This is a genomic window from Serratia sp. JSRIV001, from assembly GCF_019968745.1.
GTDB classification, from domain to species: Bacteria; Pseudomonadota; Gammaproteobacteria; order Enterobacterales; family Enterobacteriaceae; genus Chania; species Chania fonticola_B.
In genome coordinates, this window is the sequence record NZ_CP074147.1 from 5,432,674 (window position 1) to 5,453,295 (window position 20,622).

The 20,622-nt window shown below is 52.2% G+C and carries 30 protein-coding genes; 2 read left to right on the forward strand and 28 right to left on the reverse strand.

What is annotated here, in order from left to right:
• Window positions 1-7 precede the first annotated feature (7 nt).
• The 24 genes from rplX to fkpA all read right to left on the reverse strand — a co-directional run bounded on the left by rplX (window position 8) and on the right by fkpA (window position 14,689).
• Window positions 8-322 (reverse strand): 50S ribosomal protein L24, encoded by a 315-nt coding sequence (rplX, locus tag KGP17_RS25215; protein WP_021808126.1) that lies wholly within the window; start codon window positions 320-322, stop codon window positions 8-10.
• A gap of 10 nt (window positions 323-332) precedes the next feature.
• Complete coding sequence (gene rplN / locus KGP17_RS25220) at window positions 333-704, reverse strand: 50S ribosomal protein L14 (RefSeq protein WP_020837240.1); 372 nt, start codon at window positions 702-704, stop codon at window positions 333-335.
• A 166-nt stretch (window positions 705-870) separates the two neighbouring features.
• Window positions 871-1,125 carry a 30S ribosomal protein S17 gene (gene rpsQ / locus KGP17_RS25225; protein WP_021182227.1) on the reverse strand — a complete coding sequence of 85 codons (255 nt, stop codon included), beginning with the start codon at window positions 1,123-1,125 and terminating at the stop codon, window positions 871-873.
• Between the two features lies 1 nt (window position 1,126).
• A complete protein-coding gene (rpmC, locus tag KGP17_RS25230; RefSeq protein ID WP_002218942.1) occupies window positions 1,127-1,318 on the reverse strand; it encodes a 50S ribosomal protein L29 in 192 nt (63 codons plus the stop codon).
• Window positions 1,318-1,728, reverse strand: coding sequence for a 50S ribosomal protein L16 (gene rplP, locus KGP17_RS25235; protein ID WP_004929764.1), 411 nt, complete (start codon window positions 1,726-1,728; stop codon window positions 1,318-1,320). Before rplP ends, rpmC begins: the two co-directional genes overlap by 1 nt.
• A gap of 12 nt (window positions 1,729-1,740) precedes the next feature.
• Window positions 1,741-2,439, reverse strand: a complete 699-nt coding sequence (rpsC, locus tag KGP17_RS25240; protein ID WP_004956187.1) for a 30S ribosomal protein S3 — start codon at window positions 2,437-2,439, stop codon at window positions 1,741-1,743.
• 17 nt (window positions 2,440-2,456) lie between these two features.
• Window positions 2,457-2,789: a 50S ribosomal protein L22 gene (rplV, locus tag KGP17_RS25245; protein WP_004391423.1), complete on the reverse strand. Its 333-nt coding sequence runs from the start codon at window positions 2,787-2,789 to the stop codon at window positions 2,457-2,459.
• 14 nt (window positions 2,790-2,803) lie between these two features.
• Window positions 2,804-3,082 carry a 30S ribosomal protein S19 gene (rpsS, locus tag KGP17_RS25250; RefSeq protein WP_004929772.1) on the reverse strand — a complete coding sequence of 93 codons (279 nt, stop codon included), beginning with the start codon at window positions 3,080-3,082 and terminating at the stop codon, window positions 2,804-2,806.
• A gap of 14 nt (window positions 3,083-3,096) precedes the next feature.
• On the reverse strand, window positions 3,097-3,921 hold the full coding sequence (rplB, locus tag KGP17_RS25255) for a 50S ribosomal protein L2 (protein WP_021182228.1): 825 nt from the start codon (window positions 3,919-3,921) through the stop codon (window positions 3,097-3,099).
• An 18-nt stretch (window positions 3,922-3,939) separates the two neighbouring features.
• Window positions 3,940-4,242 (reverse strand): 50S ribosomal protein L23, encoded by a 303-nt coding sequence (gene rplW, locus KGP17_RS25260; RefSeq protein ID WP_021182229.1) that lies wholly within the window; start codon window positions 4,240-4,242, stop codon window positions 3,940-3,942.
• Entirely contained in the window at window positions 4,239-4,844 is a 606-nt protein-coding gene (rplD, locus tag KGP17_RS25265) for a 50S ribosomal protein L4 (RefSeq protein WP_021182230.1), read from the reverse strand. The genes rplW and rplD overlap by 4 nt, the downstream gene beginning before the upstream one ends.
• A 10-nt stretch (window positions 4,845-4,854) precedes the next feature.
• Window positions 4,855-5,484: a 50S ribosomal protein L3 gene (rplC, locus tag KGP17_RS25270; RefSeq protein ID WP_004956193.1), complete on the reverse strand. Its 630-nt coding sequence runs from the start codon at window positions 5,482-5,484 to the stop codon at window positions 4,855-4,857.
• A gap of 31 nt (window positions 5,485-5,515) precedes the next feature.
• A complete protein-coding gene (rpsJ, locus tag KGP17_RS25275; protein WP_001181005.1) occupies window positions 5,516-5,827 on the reverse strand; it encodes a 30S ribosomal protein S10 in 312 nt (103 codons plus the stop codon).
• 473 nt (window positions 5,828-6,300) lie between these two features.
• Complete coding sequence (bfr, locus tag KGP17_RS25280; RefSeq protein WP_021182231.1) at window positions 6,301-6,780, reverse strand: bacterioferritin; 480 nt, start codon at window positions 6,778-6,780, stop codon at window positions 6,301-6,303.
• A 74-nt stretch (window positions 6,781-6,854) separates the two neighbouring features.
• Window positions 6,855-7,049: a bacterioferritin-associated ferredoxin gene (gene bfd / locus KGP17_RS25285; RefSeq protein ID WP_024485620.1), complete on the reverse strand. Its 195-nt coding sequence runs from the start codon at window positions 7,047-7,049 to the stop codon at window positions 6,855-6,857.
• A gap of 133 nt (window positions 7,050-7,182) precedes the next feature.
• On the reverse strand, window positions 7,183-8,367 hold the full coding sequence (gene tuf, locus KGP17_RS25290; RefSeq protein ID WP_046808053.1) for an elongation factor Tu: 1,185 nt from the start codon (window positions 8,365-8,367) through the stop codon (window positions 7,183-7,185).
• Between the two features lie 71 nt (window positions 8,368-8,438).
• A complete protein-coding gene (gene fusA, locus KGP17_RS25295) occupies window positions 8,439-10,553 on the reverse strand; it encodes an elongation factor G (protein ID WP_021181636.1) in 2,115 nt (704 codons plus the stop codon).
• A gap of 90 nt (window positions 10,554-10,643) precedes the next feature.
• Complete coding sequence (gene rpsG, locus KGP17_RS25300) at window positions 10,644-11,114, reverse strand: 30S ribosomal protein S7 (protein WP_021181637.1); 471 nt, start codon at window positions 11,112-11,114, stop codon at window positions 10,644-10,646.
• 91 nt (window positions 11,115-11,205) lie between these two features.
• Window positions 11,206-11,580 (reverse strand): 30S ribosomal protein S12, encoded by a 375-nt coding sequence (gene rpsL, locus KGP17_RS25305; protein ID WP_021181638.1) that lies wholly within the window; start codon window positions 11,578-11,580, stop codon window positions 11,206-11,208.
• A 144-nt stretch (window positions 11,581-11,724) separates the two neighbouring features.
• Window positions 11,725-12,012 (reverse strand): sulfurtransferase complex subunit TusB, encoded by a 288-nt coding sequence (gene tusB, locus KGP17_RS25310; RefSeq protein WP_021181639.1) that lies wholly within the window; start codon window positions 12,010-12,012, stop codon window positions 11,725-11,727.
• 9 nt (window positions 12,013-12,021) lie between these two features.
• Window positions 12,022-12,381, reverse strand: coding sequence for a sulfurtransferase complex subunit TusC (gene tusC, locus KGP17_RS25315; protein WP_021808024.1), 360 nt, complete (start codon window positions 12,379-12,381; stop codon window positions 12,022-12,024).
• 9 nt (window positions 12,382-12,390) lie between these two features.
• Complete coding sequence (tusD, locus tag KGP17_RS25320; protein WP_021808025.1) at window positions 12,391-12,780, reverse strand: sulfurtransferase complex subunit TusD; 390 nt, start codon at window positions 12,778-12,780, stop codon at window positions 12,391-12,393.
• Window positions 12,780-13,502, reverse strand: coding sequence for a transcriptional regulator (locus KGP17_RS25325; RefSeq protein ID WP_021181642.1), 723 nt, complete (start codon window positions 13,500-13,502; stop codon window positions 12,780-12,782). The genes tusD and KGP17_RS25325 overlap by 1 nt, the downstream gene beginning before the upstream one ends.
• A 326-nt stretch (window positions 13,503-13,828) precedes the next feature.
• The gene (gene fkpA, locus KGP17_RS25330; RefSeq protein ID WP_223498567.1) at window positions 13,829-14,689 is read right to left on the reverse strand and encodes an FKBP-type peptidyl-prolyl cis-trans isomerase; all 861 of its coding nucleotides are present in this window, start codon (window positions 14,687-14,689) and stop codon (window positions 13,829-13,831) included.
• Window positions 14,690-15,006: 317 nt separating this feature from the next.
• Here fkpA and KGP17_RS25335 point away from each other — a divergent pair, with 317 nt between their 5' ends.
• Complete coding sequence (locus tag KGP17_RS25335) at window positions 15,007-15,234, forward strand: SlyX family protein (protein ID WP_021808027.1); 228 nt, start codon at window positions 15,007-15,009, stop codon at window positions 15,232-15,234.
• A gap of 45 nt (window positions 15,235-15,279) precedes the next feature.
• Here the strand turns inward: KGP17_RS25335 and slyD are convergent, their stop codons facing one another.
• The 4 genes from slyD to kefG form a co-directional block, all read right to left on the reverse strand.
• Window positions 15,280-15,867 carry a peptidylprolyl isomerase gene (slyD, locus tag KGP17_RS25340; protein ID WP_021181645.1) on the reverse strand — a complete coding sequence of 196 codons (588 nt, stop codon included), beginning with the start codon at window positions 15,865-15,867 and terminating at the stop codon, window positions 15,280-15,282.
• Between the two features lie 94 nt (window positions 15,868-15,961).
• On the reverse strand, window positions 15,962-16,165 hold the full coding sequence (locus tag KGP17_RS25345; protein WP_037376686.1) for a YheV family putative zinc ribbon protein: 204 nt from the start codon (window positions 16,163-16,165) through the stop codon (window positions 15,962-15,964).
• Window positions 16,166-16,179: 14 nt separating this feature from the next.
• Entirely contained in the window at window positions 16,180-17,991 is a 1,812-nt protein-coding gene (gene kefB / locus KGP17_RS25350) for a glutathione-regulated potassium-efflux system protein KefB (protein ID WP_021808028.1), read from the reverse strand.
• On the reverse strand, window positions 17,991-18,545 hold the full coding sequence (gene kefG, locus KGP17_RS25355; RefSeq protein WP_039996157.1) for a glutathione-regulated potassium-efflux system ancillary protein KefG: 555 nt from the start codon (window positions 18,543-18,545) through the stop codon (window positions 17,991-17,993). Before kefG ends, kefB begins: the two co-directional genes overlap by 1 nt.
• Window positions 18,546-18,679: 134 nt before the next feature.
• Here kefG and KGP17_RS25360 point away from each other — a divergent pair, with 134 nt between their 5' ends.
• Window positions 18,680-20,599 carry an ABC transporter ATP-binding protein gene (locus KGP17_RS25360; RefSeq protein ID WP_115159427.1) on the forward strand — a complete coding sequence of 640 codons (1,920 nt, stop codon included), beginning with the start codon at window positions 18,680-18,682 and terminating at the stop codon, window positions 20,597-20,599.
• The last annotated feature ends 23 nt before the right edge of the window (window positions 20,600-20,622 follow it).

Here is a 20,622-nt window from a genome sequence, read left to right on the forward strand (position 1 = left end):
CTCCAAATTACTTGATAGTTTCGCTATTTGATTTGAAGAAACGGACTTTTTTGCCGTCTTCGAATCTAAAGCCTACACGGTCAGCCTTACCGGTAGCCGAGTTGAACAGCGCAATGTTGGAAACCTGAATAGCAGCTTCTTTTTCAACAATGCCACCTGGTTGGTTCAGGGCCGGGACCGGCTTCTGATGTTTCTTAACCAGGTTGATACCTTCAACAATGACCTTACCAGCAGACAGGACATTTTTTACTTTACCGCGTTTACCTTTGTCTTTCCCGGTAAGCACGATAACTTCGTCATCACGACGGATTTTCGCTGCCATGGTTCGCTCCTTAGAGTACTTCTGGTGCCAGAGAGATAATTTTCATGAACTTCTCATTACGCAGTTCACGAGTTACCGGCCCAAAAATACGCGTACCGATAGGTTGCTCGCTGTTATTGTTTAAAATAACGCATGCATTACCATCGAAGCGAATGACAGAACCGTCCGGGCGACGTACACCCTTCTTGGTGCGCACCACTACCGCCTTCAGCACATCGCCTTTCTTCACCTTACCGCGCGGAATTGCTTCCTTGATGGTAATTTTGATGACGTCGCCGATGCCTGCGTAGCGACGGTGCGAGCCACCTAGAACCTTGATACACATTACGCGACGTGCACCGGAGTTGTCGGCCACGTTCAGCATAGTCTGTTCTTGGATCATGTTAGTGCTCCGCTAATGTCAACTACAACTTTAGGACCTATTACTAGGTCGTTGAAAAGCCCCATAACCGAGGGCGCAGCATTATAACACCGCTTCCAGAGTATGGGTAGAAAAAATAAACGGCTCACTTTCTGAGCCGTTTATTAAGTTAGAGTCAGCTACTCTATTACAGAATCGCTTTATCTACAATGCGAACCAACGTCCATGACTTAGTCTTGGACAGTGGACGGCATTCGCGGATTTCTACCACGTCACCGATACCACATTCGTTGTTCTCATCATGTACATGCAGCTTAGTCGTACGCTTGATGAATTTCCCGTAGATCGGGTGCTTCACCGTACGTTCGATAGCAACAACCATGGATTTCTCCATTTTGTCACTAACAACACGACCTTGCAGAGTACGGATAATATCAGTCATTTTACGCACCCGCCTTTTCAGTCAGTAAAGTCTTAACGCGTGCGACATTACGACGCACTTGTTTCAACAGGTGAGTTTGTTGCAGTTGGCCACTCGCCGCCTGCATGCGTAAGTTGAATTGCTCACGCAGCAGGTTGAGCAGCTCAGTGTTCAGCTCTTCAACACTTTTTTCACGCAGCTCTTGTGCTTTCATTACATCACCGTCTTAGTTACAAAGGTGGTTTTGATCGGCAGTTTAGCTGCTGCCAGCTTGAACGCTTCACGGGCGACTTCTTCTGGAACGCCGTCCATTTCGTACAGGACTTTGCCAGGTTGGATCAGGGCAACCCAATACTCCACGTTACCCTTACCTTTACCCATACGCACTTCAAGAGGCTTCTCGGTGATTGGTTTGTCCGGGAATACACGGATCCAAATCTTACCTTGACGCTTCACTGCACGAGTCATTGCACGACGAGCTGCTTCGATTTGACGAGCAGTCAGACGGCCACGGCCAACAGCTTTCAGACCGAAAGTGCCGAAGCTAACATCCGTACCTTGCGCCAGACCACGGTTGCGGCCCTTGTGCACCTTACGGAATTTTGTACGCTTTGGTTGTAACATCAGCGACTCTCCTTACTTGCGGCCTTTACGCTGCTGCTTTTTAGGTTGAGCAGCCGGTTCCGGTTGTTCAACTGCAGCCATACCACCCAGGATCTCACCTTTGAAGATCCATACCTTAACGCCGATTACACCATAAGTGGTGTGCGCTTCAGATGTGTTGTAATCGATATCCGCACGCAGTGTATGCAACGGAACACGACCTTCACGGTACCATTCGGTACGCGCGATTTCAGCACCGCCAAGACGGCCGCTTACTTCAACTTTGATACCTTTAGCGCCAAGACGCATTGCGTTCTGTACAGCACGCTTCATAGCACGACGGAACATAACGCGACGTTCCAGCTGTGAAGTGATGCTGTCAGCAACCAATTTTGCGTCCAGTTCCGGTTTACGGACTTCGGCGATGTTAATTTGCGCAGGAACGCCAGCGATATCCGCTACGACCTTACGCAGTTTTTCGACATCTTCACCTTTCTTGCCGATAACGATGCCAGGACGAGCGGTGTGAATAGTCACACGGATGCTCTTCGCTGGACGCTCGATAACGATGCGAGAAACGGAAGCTTTCGCCAGTTCTTTAGTCAAGAATTGGCGAACTTTAAAGTCGCTGTCCAGGTTGTCAGCGAATTCTTTGGTATTCGCATACCAAGTAGAGTTCCAAGGTTTGACAATACCCAGGCGAATACCATTAGGATGTACTTTCTGACCCATTGCTAGTCTCCAGAGTCTCAGCGATCGGACACAACCACAGTAATGTGGCTGGTGCGCTTCAGGATGCGATCTGCACGACCTTTTGCACGAGGCATAATGCGCTTCATGCTTGGGCCTTCGTCTACGAAGATTTTCGTGACTTTCAGATCATCGATGTCAGCGCCATCGTTGTGTTCTGCGTTAGCAATGGCAGACTCCAGCACTTTCTTGACCAGACCAGCAGCTTTCTTGTTGGTGTAGGCCAGAGTTTCCAGAGCTTGCGACACTTTCTTACCGCGGATCAGGTCTGCAACAAGGCGAACCTTCTGAGCAGAAGAACGAGCGTGGCGATGTTTAGCGATAGTTTCCATCTCTTCCTCCTACCTTAGCGCTTTTTAGCTTTTTTATCAGCCGCATGGCCGCGATAAGTACGAGTCGGCGCGAATTCACCCAGTTTGTGACCGACCATTTCATCGGAAACAAATACTGGTACGTGCTGACGACCATTATGGACAGCGATGGTCAAACCGATCATGTTAGGAAAGATCGTTGAACGACGGGACCAAGTGCGCAAAGGCTTCTTGTCACCGCTTTCCACCGCTTTCTCTACCTTCTTCAGCAAGTGCAGGTCAATAAAAGGACCTTTCTTGAGAGAACGTGGCATGGCTTATCCTCTAATTATTTTTTACTACGGCGACGTACGATGAACTTGTCAGTACGCTTGTTGCTACGGGTCTTCTTACCTTTGGTCTGAACGCCCCACGGAGTTACCGGGTGCTTACCAAAGTTACGACCTTCACCACCACCGTGCGGGTGATCGACTGGGTTCATCGCCGTACCGCGAACGGTAGGACGAATACCACGCCAACGTGCAGCACCTGCTTTACCCAGAACGCGAAGCATATGTTCAGCGTTACCGACTTCACCCAGGGTGGCGCGGCAATCAACTGGAACTTTACGCATTTCGCCAGAGCGCAGACGCAGAGTTACGTAGGAACCATCACGTGCGACGATCTGAACGTAGGCACCAGCAGAACGAGCCAGCTGGCCGCCTTTACCTGGTTTCATTTCTACGTTATGAACCGTTGAACCTACTGGGATGTTGCGCATAGGCAGGGTGTTACCCGCTTTGATTGCAGCATCAACACCAGATTGGATCTGGTCACCAGCTTTCAGGCCTTTCGGCGCCAGGATGTAACGGCGTTCGCCGTCTTTGTACAGAACCAGCGCGATGTTCGCGGAACGGTTCGGATCGTACTCCAGACGCTCAACCACAGCAGGGATACCATCTTTGTTGCGTTTGAAGTCAACCAGACGATAATGTTGCTTGTGGCCACCACCGATATGACGGGTGGTGATACGGCCATTGTTGTTACGACCACCGCTTTTGCTCAGTTTCTCAAGCAGCGGGGCATAAGGTTTACCCTTGTGCAGCTCAGGGTTAACCACTTTAACAACGTGGCGACGACCCGGAGATGTAGGTTTACATTTAACAATTGCCATTGTTCTTACTCCTCCGACTTACTCTGCGCCGCCGATGAAGTCCAAGTTCTGGCCTTCCTTCAGGGTGACGTAAGCTTTTTTCCAGTCGCTACGACGACCAACACGCTGACCTTGACGCTTCACTTTCCCTTTTACTACCAGGGTGTTAACGTCTTCGACTTCGACTTCAAACAGTTTCTGCACTGCAGCTTTGATTTCTGCTTTGGTCGCGTCTTTGGCAACTTTGAGTACGATGGTGTTGCTTTTTTCCATCGCAGCGGATGCTTTTTCAGATACGTGCGGTGCACGCAGCACTTTCAGCAAACGTTCTTCACGGATCATGCCAGCATCTCCTCAACTTGCTTCACAGCATCAGCAGTCATAACCACTTTGTCGAAGGCGATCAGGCTAACTGGGTCGATACCTGCTACATCGCGCACGTCAACCTTGTACAGGTTGCGAGCTGCCAGGAACAGATTCTCATCCAGTTCACCGGTCACGATCAGCACATCTTCCAGGGCCATATCTTTCAGTTTCTGTGCCAGCAGCTTAGTTTTAGGCGCTTCTACAGAGAACTTCTCGACAACGATCAGACGATCTTGACGTACCAGTTCGGACAGGATGCTTTTCAGCGCGCCGCGGTACATCTTTTTGTTTACTTTCTGACTGTGGTCTTGTGGCTTCGCAGCGAAGGTTACACCACCAGAACGCCAGATCGGGCTCTTTACAGTGCCTGAACGCGCACGGCCAGTACCTTTCTGGCGCCACGGTTTTTTACCGGAACCAGTCACTTCAGCACGGGTCTTCTGAGCACGGGTACCTTGACGGGCACCTGCTGCATAAGCAACAACAACCTGGTGTACCAGCGCTTCGTTGAAATCACGACCGAAGGTAGTTTCGGAAACAGTCAGCGCGCTTTGCGCGTCTTTCAATACTAATTCCATTGCTATCCCCTTACGCCTTCACAGCTGGTTTAACGATCAGGTTGCCACCGGTTGCGCCCGGTACAGCACCCTTAACCAGCAGCAGGTTGCGCTCAGCGTCAACACGTACTACGTCCAGGCTTTGAACGGTTACACGCTCGTCACCCAGGTGGCCAGCCATTTTCTTGCCTTTGAACACTTTGCCCGGAGTCTGGTTCTGACCGATAGAACCCGGAACGCGGTGAGACAAGGAGTTACCGTGGGTTGCATCCTGAGTACGGAAGTTCCAGCGCTTTACAGTGCCAGCAAAACCTTTACCTTTGGAAGTACCGGTAACATCGACTTTTTTAACGTCAGCGAAGATTTCTACGCTGATTTCTTGACCTGCAGCGAACTCTTGACCTTCTTCAAGGCGGAATTCCCACAGACCACGGCCAGCTTCGACGCCAGCTTTAGCGAAATGACCCGCTTCCGGTTTGGTCACACGGTTAGCTTTTTTGCTACCGGTAGTGACCTGAATGGCACGGTATCCGTCGTTGTCCAGGTCTTTAACCTGAGTCACGCGGTTCGCTTCAATTTCAATCACGGTTACTGGGATAGAAACGCCATCTTCAGTGAAGATACGAGTCATGCCCACTTTTTTACCGACTAAACCAATCATTGTTTCAACCTCTCAATCGTCAATGACCTGATTAACCCAGGCTGATCTGCACGTCTACACCGGCAGCCAGATCCAGACGCATCAGAGCATCAACGGTTTTCTCAGTTGGCTCAACGATGTCAACCAGACGCTTGTGAGTGCGGATCTCGTACTGATCACGCGCGTCTTTGTTGACGTGCGGGGAGATCAGAACGGTAAAGCGCTCTTTGCGAGTTGGCAGCGGGATCGGACCACGGACTTGCGCACCAGTGCGCTTGGCAGTCTCGACGATTTCCGCAGTTGATTGATCGATCAGACGATGATCAAACGCTTTCAGGCGGATACGGATTCTTTGGTTCTGCATGAGACCAGAGCTCCAATTATTTATAAACGTAAATAATTACTCCTCACACCCATTTCGATTGATGGGGGAGTGTAATCGTCAACATATAACCCCCATATCGGGAGTATTGTTCGAAGGGCAAAACGTTCTTGCCAATCGACTGATTCGCTAAAATCAGGCTTACCAAGATTAGGTAAGCCCGCGCATTATACGCAAACCAGGCCAGGTTGCAAGCCACGGATGGAAATATGCTCAGAATGAGCGGTATTTAATGCGTTTTACCCCTCACCCCAACCCTCTCCTTTAGTGAGAGGGAGCCGATCGGCGCTGTTAGCAAGTTCAGAAGATAATCTGTAACAGGGGAATGTGAGGACTGGTATGGGGTTAAAGCTGGTATGTGATAGTGGAATGTAAAGGATGAATATCGTAGTTAAGTTGTGGCACGGGCTGTCCCCTCTCCCTGTGGGAGAGGGCTAGGGTGAGGGGCCGTGATGTCAGTCTTTACGTTCCAGCACTTGCGCCTGGCAATAGTTTTGGATGCCAAGCCGCTCGATCAGGCTCAGCTCAGTCTCCAACCAGTCGATATGACCTTCCTCATCGGCCAACACCTCTTTCATCAGATCGCGGCTGACGTAATCATGGATAGAGTCGGCATAGGCGATACCTTCCCGTAGGTTCTTGGCACCATCCAGTTCCAGAGCCAAATCGGACCTCAGCATCTCTTCGACATCTTCGCCGATATTCAGCTTGCCAAGATCTTGCAGGTTCGGTAGCCCTTCAAGGAACAGAATACGCTCGATGTAGCGATCGGCATGTTTCATCTCATCGATCGACTCGTGATATTCCTTCTCATTGAGACGCATCAGGCCCCAATTTTTGAACATACGCGCGTGCAGGAAGTATTGATTGATGGCAACCAGCTCGTTACCGAGCAGCTTGTTGAGGTGAGCAATGATCTTTTTATCGCCTTTCATAGGTAAATCCTCCTGGGCAGTTCTAAAAGTGTAGAAGCTGCGGGCCAAGAGTCAAAAAATAACCCTACTATTTATTAGGCGACTTCGTGCATATGAATCAGGGTTGCGCGTTCCTCCACCATAATTTGCCTTGCCTGACGAATGCATTTACCGCAGTCGGTTCCAATCGGCACCAGCTCACGCAGTTGCTTCATGGTATGGGGATTGTGCTGACGCACCGCTTTGCGGATCGCTTTGTCGGACACAGCATTACACAAACATACGTACATAGAGAGACTCACTTCTTAACCAATGCAGTAAGTCTAAATAAGAATCGTTTTTATTTCAATTAAGATTGGTAAAAAATTGTATAAAAAAAGGGCACCGAAGTGCCCTCTTTTAGTGCTTATAAATTATTCGCGATTAAGCGATAACTTTAGCAACAACGCCCGCACCTACAGTACGGCCGCCTTCACGGATTGCGAAACGCAAGCCTTGGTCCATAGCGATTGGGTGGATCAGGGTAACAACCATGTTCACGTTATCGCCTGGCATTACCATCTCTACGCCTTCTGGCAGTTCGATGGTACCGGTCACGTCAGTTGTACGGAAGTAGAACTGTGGACGGTAGCCTTTGAAGAATGGAGTATGACGACCACCTTCTTCTTTGCTCAGGATATACACTTCTGAATCGAACTGAGTGTGTGGCTTGATGGAACCTGGTTTAGCCAGTACCTGACCACGTTCGATGTCTTCACGCTTGATACCACGCAGCAGAACACCAACGTTCTCACCAGCACGGCCTTCGTCCAGCAGTTTGCGGAACATTTCAACGCCGGTACAGGTAGACTTAACGGTGTCTTTGATACCAACGATTTCAACTTCTTCGCCAACTTTAACGATACCGCGCTCAACACGACCGGTAACTACGGTACCACGACCGGAGATGGAGAAGACGTCTTCGATTGGCAGCAGGAACGGCTGGTCGATAGCACGCTCTGGTTCTGGGATGTAAGAATCCAGGTGACCGGCCAGCTCGATGATTTTAGCTTCCCACTCAGCTTCGCCTTCCAGTGCTTTCAGCGCTGAACCACGAACAACCGGCAGGTCATCACCAGGGAAGTCATAAGCAGACAGAAGTTCACGAACTTCCATTTCTACCAGTTCCAGCAGCTCTTCATCATCAACCATGTCGCATTTGTTCATGAATACGATGATGTAAGGAACGCCAACCTGACGACCCAGCAGGATGTGCTCACGAGTCTGAGGCATAGGGCCGTCAGTCGCAGCAACAACCAGGATAGCGCCGTCCATCTGAGCAGCACCGGTGATCATGTTTTTCACGTAGTCGGCGTGCCCTGGGCAGTCAACGTGCGCGTAGTGACGAGTCGGGGTGTCATATTCAACGTGAGAAGTGTTGATGGTGATACCACGAGCTTTTTCTTCTGGCGCGTTATCGATCTGGTCGAAAGCACGTGCAGAACCACCGTAGGTTTTAGCCAGAACGGTAGTGATTGCAGCGGTCAGGGTAGTTTTACCGTGGTCAACGTGGCCGATAGTACCAACGTTAACGTGCGGTTTGGAACGTTCAAATTTTTCTTTAGACACGGCTATATTCCTTAACTCTTTTGCTCCCCCCTCATGGAGGGAGCACTGATCAATGTGTTAAACCCGAAAGCTTATTTACCACGGGCTTCAATAACGGCCTGAGCGACGTTGTTCGGCGCATCATCGTACTTCAGGAACTCCATGGAGTAAGAAGCACGGCCTTTGGTCAGAGAACGCAGTTGAGTTGCGTATCCAAACATCTCGGACAACGGAACTTCAGCGTGAATCTGAACGCCAGTAGCGTTGGATTCCTGACCTTTCAGTTGACCACGACGACGGCTAAGGTCACCGATGACGTCACCAGTGTTCTCTTCCGGCGTTTCAACTTCAACCTTCATGATAGGCTCAAGCAAAACAGGTTTTGCTTTCTTAAAGCCATCTTTAAAGGCGATAGACGCGGCCAGTTTAAACGCCAATTCGGAGGAGTCAACATCGTGGAAAGAACCGAAATGCAGACGCACACCGAGATCAACTACCGGATAACCGGCCAGTGGACCAGACTTAAGTTGCTCCTGGAGGCCTTTATCAATGGCAGGGATGTATTCCGTTGGGATCACACCGCCTTTAATGTCATTGATGAACTCGTAACCTTTCGGATTTGAGCCCGGCTCCAGTGGGTACATGTCGATAACAACATGACCATACTGACCACGACCACCAGACTGCTTGGCGTGTTTACCTTCGATGTCAGTAACTTTCGCGCGAATCGCTTCACGGTAAGCAACCTGTGGTTTACCCACGTTCGCTTCAACGTTAAATTCACGACGCATACGGTCAACCAGGATATCCAGGTGAAGTTCACCCATACCTGCGATGATGGTCTGACCTGATTCTTCGTCAGTCCATACGCGGAATGATGGGTCTTCCTTCGCCAGACGGCCCAGAGCCAGACCCATTTTTTCCTGGTCAGCTTTGGTTTTTGGTTCTACCGCTACGGAGATTACCGGCTCAGGGAACTCCATACGCTCAAGAATGATCGGGCTAGCAGGATCACACAGCGTATCACCGGTAGTTACGTCTTTCAGACCGATTGCTGCAGCGATGTCGCCTGCACGAACTTCTTTAATCTCTTCACGCTTGTTAGCGTGCATCTGAACGATACGGCCCAGACGCTCACGCGCGGCCTTAACGGAGTTCAGAACTGTGTCACCGGAGTTAACAACGCCAGAGTACACACGGAAGAACGTCAGGTTACCCACGAATGGATCGGTAGCGATTTTGAACGCCAGTGCAGAGAACGGCTCTGAGTCGTCAGAATGACGCACAGCCGGGGTATCTTTACCGTCGTCCAGAATACCGTTGATAGCTTCAACGTCATTTGGCGCTGGCAGGTATTCGATAACCGCATCCAGCATTGCCTGTACGCCTTTGTTTTTAAAGGCAGAACCACAGGTTACCAGAATCACTTCGTTGTTCAGCACGCGCTGACGCAGAGCTTTCTTGATTTCTTCCTCGGTCAGCTCTTCGCCGCCCAGGTATTTGTCCATCAGCTCATCTGAGGCTTCAGCTGCAGACTCAACCAGATTCTGGTGCCATTCAGCAGCCAGTTCTTGCATGTCAGCTGGGATCTCTTCGTATTCGAAGGTCACGCCTGCATCAGCTTCGTTCCAGTTGATGGCTTTCATTTTCACCAGGTCAACAACACCGGTGAATTTCTCTTCTGCGCCAATTGCCAGCTGCAATGGAACCGGGTTTGCGCCCAGACGAGATTTAAGCTGACCAACAACTTTCAAGAAGTTGGCACCCATACGGTCCATTTTGTTAACGAACGCGATGCGTGGCACTTTATATTTGTTAGCCTGACGCCATACGGTCTCAGACTGTGGCTGAACACCACCAACAGCACAGTAAACCATTACCGCGCCATCAAGCACACGCATGGAACGTTCTACTTCGATGGTGAAGTCAACGTGCCCTGGGGTGTCGATGATGTTTACACGGTGCGGCTCAAACTGCTTGGCCATACCAGACCAGAAAGCAGTTGTCGCTGCAGAAGTAATGGTAATACCACGCTCCTGCTCTTGTTCCATCCAGTCCATGGTGGCGGCGCCGTCATGAACTTCACCGATTTTGTGGTTTACACCGGTGTAGAACAGGATACGTTCGGTAGTTGTGGTCTTACCGGCGTCGATGTGAGCACTGATACCGATATTACGGTAGCGCTCAATGGGTGTTGTACGAGCCATTTGATTCCTCTATTGCCTTAGGCGGTTCGGTGAAACCAAGCGGGTTGGCTTCTTGAAGCGCCCACTTGGTTAGCATAACTACTGCGTGGATTACCAGCGGTAGTGGGCGAACGCCTTGTTGGCTTCTGCCATACGGTGAACGTCTTCACGCTTCTTAACAGCAGAACCTTTGTTCTCTGCTGCATCAGACAGTTCGTTCGCCAGGCGCAGAGCCATGGATTTATCACCACGTTTACGAGCTGCATCAACGATCCAACGCATTGCCAGGGCATTACGACGAACCGGACGAACTTCAACTGGTACCTGGTAGGTAGAACCACCAACGCGGCGAGACTTAACTTCTACAGTCGGGCGCACGTTGTCGAGAGCGACTTCGAAAGCTTCCAGGTGACCTTTACCAGAACGCTGAGCCAGGGTCTCCAGCGCGGTATAGACGATTGCTTCTGCAGTAGATTTCTTACCATCTACCATCAGAATGTTTACAAATTTAGCCAACAGCTCGGATCCGAACTTAGGATCTGGCAGGATTTTACGTTGGCCTATTACGCGACGACGTGGCATGGAAATACTCCGTTGAAAATTTCAGGATTGTCCAAAACTCTACGAGTTTATTTTGACATTAAAATGTTTGGCCTTACTTAACGGAGAACCATTAAGCCTTTGGCTTCTTCACGCCGTACTTGGAACGAGCTTGCTTACGGTCTTTAACGCCGGAGCAGTCAAGTGCACCACGAACGGTGTGGTAACGCACACCTGGCAAGTCTTTAACACGACCGCCACGGATCAGGATTACGGAGTGTTCCTGCAGGTTGTGGCCTTCGCCACCGATGTAAGAACTCACTTCGAAACCGTTAGTCAAACGCACACGGCAAACTTTACGCAGTGCGGAGTTTGGTTTTTTCGGGGTGGTGGTATATACGCGAGTACATACACCACGTTTCTGCGGGCAGGCTTCCAGCGCTGGAACGTTGCTTTTAGCAGCCTTCACAGAGCGTGGTTTGCGAACCAGCTGATTAATCGTAGTCATTAAAAAAAGCTCCTGGGTTTTGCTTCGTTTTTTGCTTCGTAAACATGTGATAAATCCCCCGTATGCACTTTTGGCACAGTACGAGGACGCAGAATTTTATGGCTGACTGGTAGAGGTGTCAAGAAATATACAACATCACCCGCATTACCATGCCATTTGGCTGTGGTGTTTCTCGGTTAACACAACGAAGTCAGTATAACCGATTAGCGTGATTTTGGGTGAAAAATGAACAGACAGGCCTCTGGCTTCCAGATCGTCCTGCAGCGCATAAAGGGATATGGGGGCATTGAGCAATAAATCAAGGCTGGCGCTACCGGACAGGCCGGCCAGTACGCCGTCTTGCAACAACAACAGAGCATCACCTTCTCTGGTGAGCCTTAACAACGCAGGCAGGTCGCAACGGGTTGGGGAATGGCTGAGGGTATACAGCATCAAAGTATCCTAGAAAGTCATGACCACATCGTAAGTGGCCAGTTTCTGGCGCAGAGTATCTGGCGGCAGAGTTTCGGCCTTCAGCACCCAGTCGGTGACCTGTTGCAGGCCGCGCTCCTGGATGGCCGTTGCGCAGAGATAGCAGTTTTCAACGTCATACAGCGGCAATACGCCAAAAGTGGCGATGTAATTGCGGGCCAGGATCTTTTCGGGTTGTTGGCCCGGCAGCAGTTGCAACACACCATCGCCGACAAAAAATACGCCGATATCCTCGCTCAGTGCCGACGTCGCCAGTACCGCATCCAGCCCTTCCCTGCCAGCCGCACTGCCATGTGGCCCTTGGGTAAATACAAACGCAACTCGCTTCATTCTGCTCACTTAAAACTGTATCAGGCGATCGTTGCTCAGCGCCGCTTCGGCCAATGAGCCCAAACCGCTGAGGGTAAACCCCGGCTGCAGGTTGGCAGCCACCAACGCCAACTGTGCGGCTTCTTGCTCATCGGTCACGCCACGGCGCAAAGCTGCCGCCACACAGACATTAAGCTCCACGCCATGTTGCTGCGCCAGAGCCACCCACGCCCGCACCAGATCGAATTCATCGCTGGCTGGAGAGGTCAGTTGGTTGGCATTCAGCACCCCTTCACGATAGAAAAAAACGCTGGTAATGCGGTGGCCTGCCGCCAACAGGGCCTGGGCGAATTGCCAGGCGCTGCTCGCTTGCTGAGTACCATAAGCCGGGCCGGTGACCAATAGGCAGTAGTTAAGCATCAGCGCTCATTGCCCAGCAAATCGCCACTCTTGAACTGGCGGATATACAGGTAGACGGTATGCTTGGAGATATTCAGGCGATCGGCAACCTGATTGATCGCGTCTTTGATATCAAAAATGCCTTTCTCGTACAGGTTGAGTACGATCTGGCGATTTTTGGCGTTATTGGACACGTTGCGATCGGCATTCACCTCTTCGATGGTGAACTCCAACGTCTGCGCCACCAGATCGTCAACCGAGGAGGCGAAGTTGACCGAGGAAGCCACCTCCTGCGTTTCCGGCGGCATAAAGGTCTGGATAATCTGCGAGAACGGCACATCGAGATTCATGTTGATACACAGCAGGCCGATCACCCGCTGTTCGCGATTGCGGATGGCAATCGTTACCGACTTCATCAACACGCCACTTTTGGCCCGGGTGAAATAGGCTTTGGAGACGCTGCTGTCATCGCCCGCCATATCATGCAGCATACGCAGTGCCAGATCGGTGATCGGCGAACCGATTTTACGCCCGGTGTGTTCACCATTGGCAATACGCACGGCGGAGCATTTCAGATCCTCCAGGGAGTGCAGCACGATTTCGCAGTGCCCACCAATCAGCATCGCCAGCCCATCGACCACGGCTTCATACGACTTCAGGATTTCATGGTCCGTCTGACTAAACGGACGCTCATTCAGCAAATCAAGTTCGCTGGCTTCGCTGGATAAAAGCGAATTTGACATCGAAGATACCACCTACATAGATCGCCTGTGCCAGGGGACGCAACTAAAACGGCTCGTGCAGGAGACAATCGCTGCCGGGAGCAGTTTTAGGTACACGCCCTAAGGGGCAGGCGCATGATTCATAAGTTCAGACCCAGAGTCTAGCAAAACGGTCAGATGCTGGTTCTTACATTTGCGCGTGATATTGACGTTAAGCCCGATGCCCGGCAGGCGTCAAGCGATCAGTAAAGACAGGGAGTAAAGTTGCAGGATATTTTGCATTCTTGGTAGCGCAGAAATGAAAACCGCCGCGAAGGACATTCGCGGCGGTTGCGAAAATCTTAGACTTACTTGGCTTTAGTGTCTACAGCAGCTTCATCAGCCGCTTTTTCTGTTTTGTCGTCAGCCTTGGCTGCTGGTTTCACATCCAACAGTTCAACATCAAACACCAACGTGGAGTTGGCAGGGATCCCTGGAACGCCATTTTTACCGTAGGCCAGTGCCGGTGGGATAACCAGTTTGATCTTGCCGCCTTTCTTGATGTGCTTCAGGCCTTCAGTCCAGCCAGGGATCACGCCGTCCAGACGGAATGACAATGGCTCGCCGCGATCGTAGGAGTTGTCAAACACGGTGCCGTCGGTCAGGGTACCTTTGTAGTTTACCACTACGGTATCGCTGTCTTTCGGTGCTTCACCGGTCCCTTCTTTCTCTACTTTGTACAGCAGGCCAGATTCGGTTTTCTTCGCGCCTTTTTCTTTGGCGAAGGTTTCAGCGTATTTAACGCCTTTCGCTTCGTTTTCTTTCGCGTCCTGCTCCATCTTCGCCTGAGCAGAAGCCTTCACGCGCACTTCAAAACCTTGCAGGGTTTTTTCGATGTCAGAGTCATTCAGCTTGCTCTGCTTGGCAAACGCGTCCTTAACAGCCCCGAGCATCACGTCTTTGTCCAGCTTGATGCCCAGCTTTTCCTGTTCATCCAGCGAGTTTTCCATGTAGCGGCCGAGTTGAACACCCAGTGCGTAAGCAACCTGCTCATCGTCATTCTTGAACTTACCGGTGCTTGGTGCTTCAGCAGCAGGCGCAACCTCACCGGTAGTGGTAACGGTAGCTGCATCAGCAGGTTTGGCTGCATCGGCTGCCATAACTTGGGTCGCATTCAGAGCAAGCGCCATAGTGGTTGCCAGAAGCGTGACTTTAAACAAAGATTTCATCCATTTCTCCAGTGTCTGAAGCGGTGCCTCAAACCATCATTAAGTAAGTTAACCGGGCTACTATAGCTGCCTGAAACAAAACAAAACAGTCACACAGGTAACCAATCGAGTCAAGATGTGACCTCATATTGGTAGCAAAGTTCAAGAAAAATAATTATCGCATTGATAATTAACACCTTTATTTGACGGACTTGCGAGTTGAATTGCCCGCCTTGCAGCAGTGATAAACCGCTTGCCGAAATTGGCAGGCACAAAGCCGAGCGCTACTGATAACATAGTGCCAGAATCCCGGATTTAACAGTGCCAGAGGTAACATCATGCACGAGCAAAACTACGACAGCCTGCTGCAGCGGTTGGAAGAGATGGAAAGCCGCCAGGCCTTTCAGGAAGTGACGATTGAGGAACTCAATCAAACCGTGGTACAGCATCAGCTTGAAATGCTGAAGATACAAGAACATCTGCGGCTGCTGACCGACAAACTGCGCGCCAGCCAACCTTCGATGATCGCCTCGCAGTCGGAAGAGACACCTCCCCCGCATTACTAAAAAAGGCCGCCGAAGCGACCTTTTGTTGCAGTTACAGCACCAGGATTAGTGGCAGCCGCAACCACCGTTGCCACCACAGCCGCCTTTCTTGCCGTGGTCATGATCGTGGTCGTGATCGTGGCCATGACCGCCACAGCAGCCGTCACCGTGTTCATGGTGATGATCGTGCTCACCGTGAACGTGGCCGTGGGCCAGTTCTTCTTCGGTCGCTTCACGCAGCGCCACAACTTCTACGTGGAAGTTCAGGTCTTGGCCAGCCAGCATGTGGTTACCATCAACCACTACGTGGTCACCATCAACTTCGGTGATTTCAACCGGAACCGGGCCCTGATCGGTATCAGCCAGGAAGCGCATGCCTACCTGCAGTTCATCAACGCCCATAAAGACGTCTTTAGGAACGCGCTGCACCAGGTTTTCATCGTAGTTGCCGTAAGCTTCGTTAGCGGCGACATGAACGTCGAAACGATCACCCGCTTCGTGACCTTCGAGTGCTTTTTCCAGACCTGCGATCAGAGAGCCATGCCCGTGCAGATAGTCCAACGGTGCACTCACCGGAGACTCATCAACCAAAACACCGTCTTCTGTACGTACTTGGTAAGCCAGGCTGACCACCAAGTCTTTTGTTACTTTCATGATATCTCCTACCGTTGGAAACTAAATCGGTGGAGATTGTAGCGGAAATCTCCAGCGCTGTACCCTTCAGCATAAAAAATCACGGCAGATAACGCTACTCTGGGTGAAAAATACCGATCACCTGCTCCTGCGGGCGAACGTGTTTTTCCACCTGTTGCTCGGTCTGGCGCTGATGGTGGCCACACTTGACACACTCCACTACTTCAACCTGGTCTTCACGCCAAACCGCCAGCGTATCCATAGCGTTACAGCTTGGGCAAACCGCCCCGGCGATAAATCTTTTACGAGTTGCAGACATCATTGTGCTCCGAATTATTCGTATTCATCATCCCAGCCGTCGAACTGCCGTTTTTCTTTTTGCATTTCGCGGTGGAAAAGTTCTTCCAGCTCGCGCCGGGCTTCTTTCACGCGGGAAATCTGAGCCACGTCCCCCAGATGCGGTGGCATCAATTCACGCAGCATGCGCATATCCAGACGGCGAAAATGCTGCTGAGCGCGATAAGCCTGATGCGGGTGCATCCCCAACTCCGTTAACGCCTTGCGCCCTAGCTCCAGGGCGCTGGAGAAGGTTTCACGACTAAACTGTTTTACGCCAGCCTGCAACAACTCGTGCGCCTCCACACGCCCCCGCGCCCGCGCCAAAATGGACAGGTTGGGGAAGTGCTGCTGGCACAGATGGACGATGGCCATGGTATCTTCCGGCTCATTACAGGTAATGACGATAGATTTGGCCTTTGCCGCACCGGCTGCCCGCAGCAACTCCAGTTCCGTGGCATCTCCGTAGTAAACCTTGTAACCGTATCGGCGCAATACGCCAACCGCGCTAACGTCCCGCTCAAGCACGGTGATACGCTTCTTATTAGCCATCAGTAAGCGGCCAATCACCTGCCCGAAGCGGCCGAAACCGACGATAATGACCTGCGGATCGTCATCTGCCACGTAGGGCGCCTCTTCATCCTCATCTTTGGCGTTATAGCGGCGGGCCAGAATGCGATCGATAATCTGCATCAGCAGCGGCGTGGTCATCATTGAGAGCGTCACCACGACCAGCAGCAAGGCCAGTTGATCGTCGTCGAAAATATGCTGCGTCGAAGCCGCCGAGAACAGCACGAAGGCAAACTCACCGCCTTGGCTCAGCACCCCGGAAAATTGCAGACGTACCGAGCGCCGCAGGCCAAAGATACGCGCCAGCGAGTACAACACACCCGATTTCACCGCCACCAGGATCACCACGCCCAGCAGTACTTCCAGCAGATGGGTATACAACACCCCCATATTCAGCGCCATGCCTACCGAGATGAAGAACAACCCGAGCAGCAGCCCTTTGAAAGGCTCTATGGCGATTTCCAGTTCATGGCGATATTCGCTCTCTGCCAGCAGCACCCCGGCGATAAAGGTCCCCAATGCCATCGACAGGCCAAGGGCATCCATAAACAGCGCAGCCCCCAGCACCACCAACAGCGCGGCGGCGGTAAATATTTCACGCACCCCAGATGAGGCGATATAACGGAATAACGGGCGTAACAGGAAGCGCCCCCCGATCAGCATGCCGCCGAAGGCCGCGACCTTCATGGCGATTTTCGCCCAATCGTCGCTGGTACCCGCTCCCCCGGACAGGATCGGGATCAACGCCAGCGCCGGGATCACCGCCATATCCTGAAACAGCAGCACCGAGAAGCCTAACTGCCCCCCTTCGTTGCGGTTCATGCCTTTTTCACGCATCAGTTGCAGCGCCATGGCTGTCGATGACATGGCTAGACCAATGCCACCTATCACCGCCGCCTGCCAGGCAAAATGGCTGAAGTAAAGCAGCGCACCGAGCACGGCCGCCGTGACCAATACCTGCCCGGCACCGACACCAAAGATCGAGCGACGCAGTTCCCACAGTTTGGCCGGGTTCAGTTCCAGCCCGATGATAAACATCAGGAACACCACGCCCAACTCGGAGAAGTGCAGAATTTCATCCACATCCCGGATGAATCCCAATCCCCACGGGCCAATGGCAATACCGGCGATCAGATAGCCTAAAACAGCTCCGATCCCAAGACGGCGGGCGATCGGCACCGTCAACACCGCAGCAAACAGGAACAGCAATATGGCGGTTAATAGCGAGGAACCTTCCATCAGTGCCTCCCGGTGTGCGGCAACGGGTTACGCAGCCAGTCGCCATAAGCGCTGGCGTGACTGCTCAGCACTTCCGGTTTCTGACGGCGCGCCCAGTAAACGATCATCGGCGTCAGCCAGTGCATATGGCACATGGCCGCGGTCAGCTCAAAAGGGCGCAGAATATCCTCGATCGCATAACGATTGTAACCGCCAGTGCGATAGGCACCTTCCGGTTCCCCAGTGGTGATCACCGAACGCCAGTATTTGCCCGCCAGCGCATTACCGCCGACACCACTGGCAAACCCGCGGGACAGCACACGGTCCAGCCATTCTTTCAGCAAAGCCGGGCAGCTATAGGTATATAAGGGGTGTTGGAAAACGATGACCTGATGGTCGCGGAGCAGTTGTTGTTCGTGATGGATATCAATAAAGAAATCCGGATAGTGCGCGTATAAATCGTGCACGGTAACATGTTCCAACTGCTGTGCCGGTTGTAACAAAACCCGGTTCGCTACCGAGTCCTGGGATTCCGGATGGGCATACAGCAGCAAAACCTTCGGCGGCTGTGACATCATTCCCCTCCAAAGCGTCGTCAGGGTGGCGGATTTCCGTTACCATGCAACGCAAAGACTAATAATAGGACTGCTACGCGTCCTGTTAACGTAAACTCAATTCAATTTAACATACTCTGAACAAACGGCGCTTTATGATTGTTTTCTCCTCGCTACAAATCCGACGCGGCACCCGCGTCCTGTTGGACAACGCCACGGCGACGGTTAATCCAGGTCAGAAGGTCGGCCTGGTGGGTAAGAACGGCTGTGGGAAATCCACGCTGCTGGCCCTGTTGAAAGGTGAGATCGCCGCAGACGGTGGTAGCTACACCTTTCCAAACAACTGGGCGCTGGCCTGGGTGAATCAGGAAACACCGGCACTGGAAGTGCCTGCCATTGAGTATGTTATCGATGGCGATCGGGAATTCCGCCAGTTGGAAGCCGAATTACAGGTGGCAAACGATAACAACGACGGCCACGCCATCGCCACGCTGCACGGCAAGCTCGATGCTCTGGATGCCTGGACCATCCGTTCCCGTGCCGCCAGCCTGTTACACGGTTTAGGCTTTTCCAATGAACAGCTGCAAAGCCCGGTGCGTGCCTTCTCCGGCGGATGGCGCATGCGCCTCAACCTGGCTCAGGCTTTGGTTTGCCGTTCCGATCTGCTGTTGCTGGACGAACCCACCAACCACCTGGATCTGGATGCAGTGATCTGGCTGGAACGCTGGCTGAAAAGCTATCAGGGTACCCTGGTGCTGATTTCGCATGACCGTGATTTCCTCGACCCTATCGTCGACAAGATCCTGCACATCGAAAATGAGACCATCAACGAATATACCGGCAACTATTCCTCCTTCGAGCGCCAGCGCGTCACCAAACTGGCACAGCAGCAGTCGCTGTATCAGAGCCAACAGGAGAAAGTGGCACATCTGCAAAGCTACATTGACCGTTTCCGTGCTCAGGCCACCAAGGCCAAACAGGCACAGAGCCGCATCAAGATGCTGGAGCGGATGGAGCTGATTGCCCCTGCGCACGTCGATAACCCGTTCACGTTTAGCTTCCGCCAACCCGAAAGCCTGCCGAATCCATTGCTGCGGATGGAAAAAGTCAGCGCAGGCTATGGCGACAAAGTGATCTTGCAGTCAATCAAGCTCAACCTGGTACCCGGCTCACGTATTGGCCTGTTGGGGCGTAACGGTGCCGGTAAATCAACGCTGATCAAAATGCTGGCTGGCACGCTGGAGCCGCTCAGCGGAGAGATCGGGCTGGCAAAGGGCATCAAACTGGGTTACTTCGCCCAGCATCAGTTGGAGTTCCTGCGCGCCGATGAGTCGCCACTGCAGCATCTGAGCCGCATCGCCCCTCGCGTGTTAGAACAGCAGTTACGCGATTATCTTGGCGGCTTCGGCTTCCAGGGCGATAAGGTCACCGAAATCACCGAACGTTTCTCCGGCGGTGAAAAGGCACGGCTGGTGCTGGCGCTGATCGTCTGGCAGCGCCCTAACCTGCTGCTGCTCGATGAACCGACCAACCACCTGGATCTGGATATGCGCCAGGCGTTGACTGAAGCGTTGATCGATTTCGAGGGGGCGTTGGTGGTGGTTTCGCACGACCGTCACCTTTTGCGTTCTACCACCGACGATCTGTATCTGGTGCACGATGGCCAGGTGGAGCAGTTCGAGGGCGATCTGGACGATTACCAGCAGTGGCTTAGCGATCTGCAAAAGCAGCAGGCACAGCAGGATGCCGCACCAAAGCAGGATAACGGCAACAGCGCCCAGGCGCGTAAAGACCAAAAGCGCCGTGAAGCCGAATTCCGTACGCAAACCCAACCACTGCGTAAGCAGATCGCCAAGCTGGAACAACAGATGGATAAGCTGGGTGCCGAATTGGCCGCGGTGGAAGAACAGCTGGCAGACTCGGCGCTGTACGACATCAGCCGTAAAGCCGATCTGACCGCCTGCCTGCAAAAGCAAAGCCAGGCCAAGTCCGCTCTGGAAGAAACGGAAATGACCTGGCTGGATGCCCAGGAACAGCTGGAAAATCTGACCCAGGCGTTTGAGTCGGAGAGTTAATCATAGTTGCCCCTTTTCTACTG

Excerpts from the sequence above, each read along its gene's own strand:
- slyD (WP_021181645.1), bottom strand. The coding sequence starts at position 15,867 with ATGAAAGTAACAAAAGACTTGGTGGTCAGCCTGGCTTACCAAGTACGT.
- kefB (WP_021808028.1), bottom strand. The coding sequence starts at position 17,991 with ATGGAAGGTTCCTCGCTATTAACCGCCATATTGCTGTTCCTGTTTGCT.
- rplW (WP_021182229.1), bottom strand. The coding sequence starts at position 4,242 with ATGATCCGTGAAGAACGTTTGCTGAAAGTGCTGCGTGCACCGCACGTA.
- tusB (WP_021181639.1), bottom strand. The coding sequence starts at position 12,012 with ATGCTGTATACCCTCAGCCATTCCCCAACCCGTTGCGACCTGCCTGCG.
- rplV (WP_004391423.1), bottom strand. The coding sequence starts at position 2,789 with ATGGAAACTATCGCTAAACATCGCCACGCTCGTTCTTCTGCTCAGAAG.
- KGP17_RS25325 (WP_021181642.1), bottom strand. The coding sequence starts at position 13,502 with ATGTCAAATTCGCTTTTATCCAGCGAAGCCAGCGAACTTGATTTGCTG.
- rpsC (WP_004956187.1), bottom strand. The coding sequence starts at position 2,439 with ATGGGTCAGAAAGTACATCCTAATGGTATTCGCCTGGGTATTGTCAAA.
- fusA (WP_021181636.1), bottom strand. The coding sequence starts at position 10,553 with ATGGCTCGTACAACACCCATTGAGCGCTACCGTAATATCGGTATCAGT.
- rplB (WP_021182228.1), bottom strand. The coding sequence starts at position 3,921 with ATGGCAATTGTTAAATGTAAACCTACATCTCCGGGTCGTCGCCACGTT.
- rpsJ (WP_001181005.1), bottom strand. The coding sequence starts at position 5,827 with ATGCAGAACCAAAGAATCCGTATCCGCCTGAAAGCGTTTGATCATCGT.
- tusC (WP_021808024.1), bottom strand. The coding sequence starts at position 12,381 with ATGAAGCGAGTTGCGTTTGTATTTACCCAAGGGCCACATGGCAGTGCG.
- fkpA (WP_223498567.1), bottom strand. The coding sequence starts at position 14,689 with ATGAAATCTTTGTTTAAAGTCACGCTTCTGGCAACCACTATGGCGCTT.
- rplC (WP_004956193.1), bottom strand. The coding sequence starts at position 5,484 with ATGATTGGTTTAGTCGGTAAAAAAGTGGGCATGACTCGTATCTTCACT.
- KGP17_RS25335 (WP_021808027.1), top strand. The coding sequence starts at position 15,007 with ATGCACGAGCAAAACTACGACAGCCTGCTGCAGCGGTTGGAAGAGATG.
- bfd (WP_024485620.1), bottom strand. The coding sequence starts at position 7,049 with ATGTACGTATGTTTGTGTAATGCTGTGTCCGACAAAGCGATCCGCAAA.
- bfr (WP_021182231.1), bottom strand. The coding sequence starts at position 6,780 with ATGAAAGGCGATAAAAAGATCATTGCTCACCTCAACAAGCTGCTCGGT.
- rpsQ (WP_021182227.1), bottom strand. The coding sequence starts at position 1,125 with ATGACTGATATTATCCGTACTCTGCAAGGTCGTGTTGTTAGTGACAAA.
- rplX (WP_021808126.1), bottom strand. The coding sequence starts at position 322 with ATGGCAGCGAAAATCCGTCGTGATGACGAAGTTATCGTGCTTACCGGG.
- rpsG (WP_021181637.1), bottom strand. The coding sequence starts at position 11,114 with ATGCCACGTCGTCGCGTAATAGGCCAACGTAAAATCCTGCCAGATCCT.
- rpmC (WP_002218942.1), bottom strand. The coding sequence starts at position 1,318 with ATGAAAGCACAAGAGCTGCGTGAAAAAAGTGTTGAAGAGCTGAACACT.
- kefG (WP_039996157.1), bottom strand. The coding sequence starts at position 18,545 with ATGTCACAGCCGCCGAAGGTTTTGCTGCTGTATGCCCATCCGGAATCC.
- KGP17_RS25360 (WP_115159427.1), top strand. The coding sequence starts at position 18,680 with ATGATTGTTTTCTCCTCGCTACAAATCCGACGCGGCACCCGCGTCCTG.
- rplP (WP_004929764.1), bottom strand. The coding sequence starts at position 1,728 with ATGTTACAACCAAAGCGTACAAAATTCCGTAAGGTGCACAAGGGCCGC.
- rplD (WP_021182230.1), bottom strand. The coding sequence starts at position 4,844 with ATGGAATTAGTATTGAAAGACGCGCAAAGCGCGCTGACTGTTTCCGAA.
- KGP17_RS25345 (WP_037376686.1), bottom strand. The coding sequence starts at position 16,165 with ATGTCTGCAACTCGTAAAAGATTTATCGCCGGGGCGGTTTGCCCAAGC.
- rpsS (WP_004929772.1), bottom strand. The coding sequence starts at position 3,082 with ATGCCACGTTCTCTCAAGAAAGGTCCTTTTATTGACCTGCACTTGCTG.
- rplN (WP_020837240.1), bottom strand. The coding sequence starts at position 704 with ATGATCCAAGAACAGACTATGCTGAACGTGGCCGACAACTCCGGTGCA.
- rpsL (WP_021181638.1), bottom strand. The coding sequence starts at position 11,580 with ATGACTACGATTAATCAGCTGGTTCGCAAACCACGCTCTGTGAAGGCT.
- tusD (WP_021808025.1), bottom strand. The coding sequence starts at position 12,780 with ATGCTTAACTACTGCCTATTGGTCACCGGCCCGGCTTATGGTACTCAG.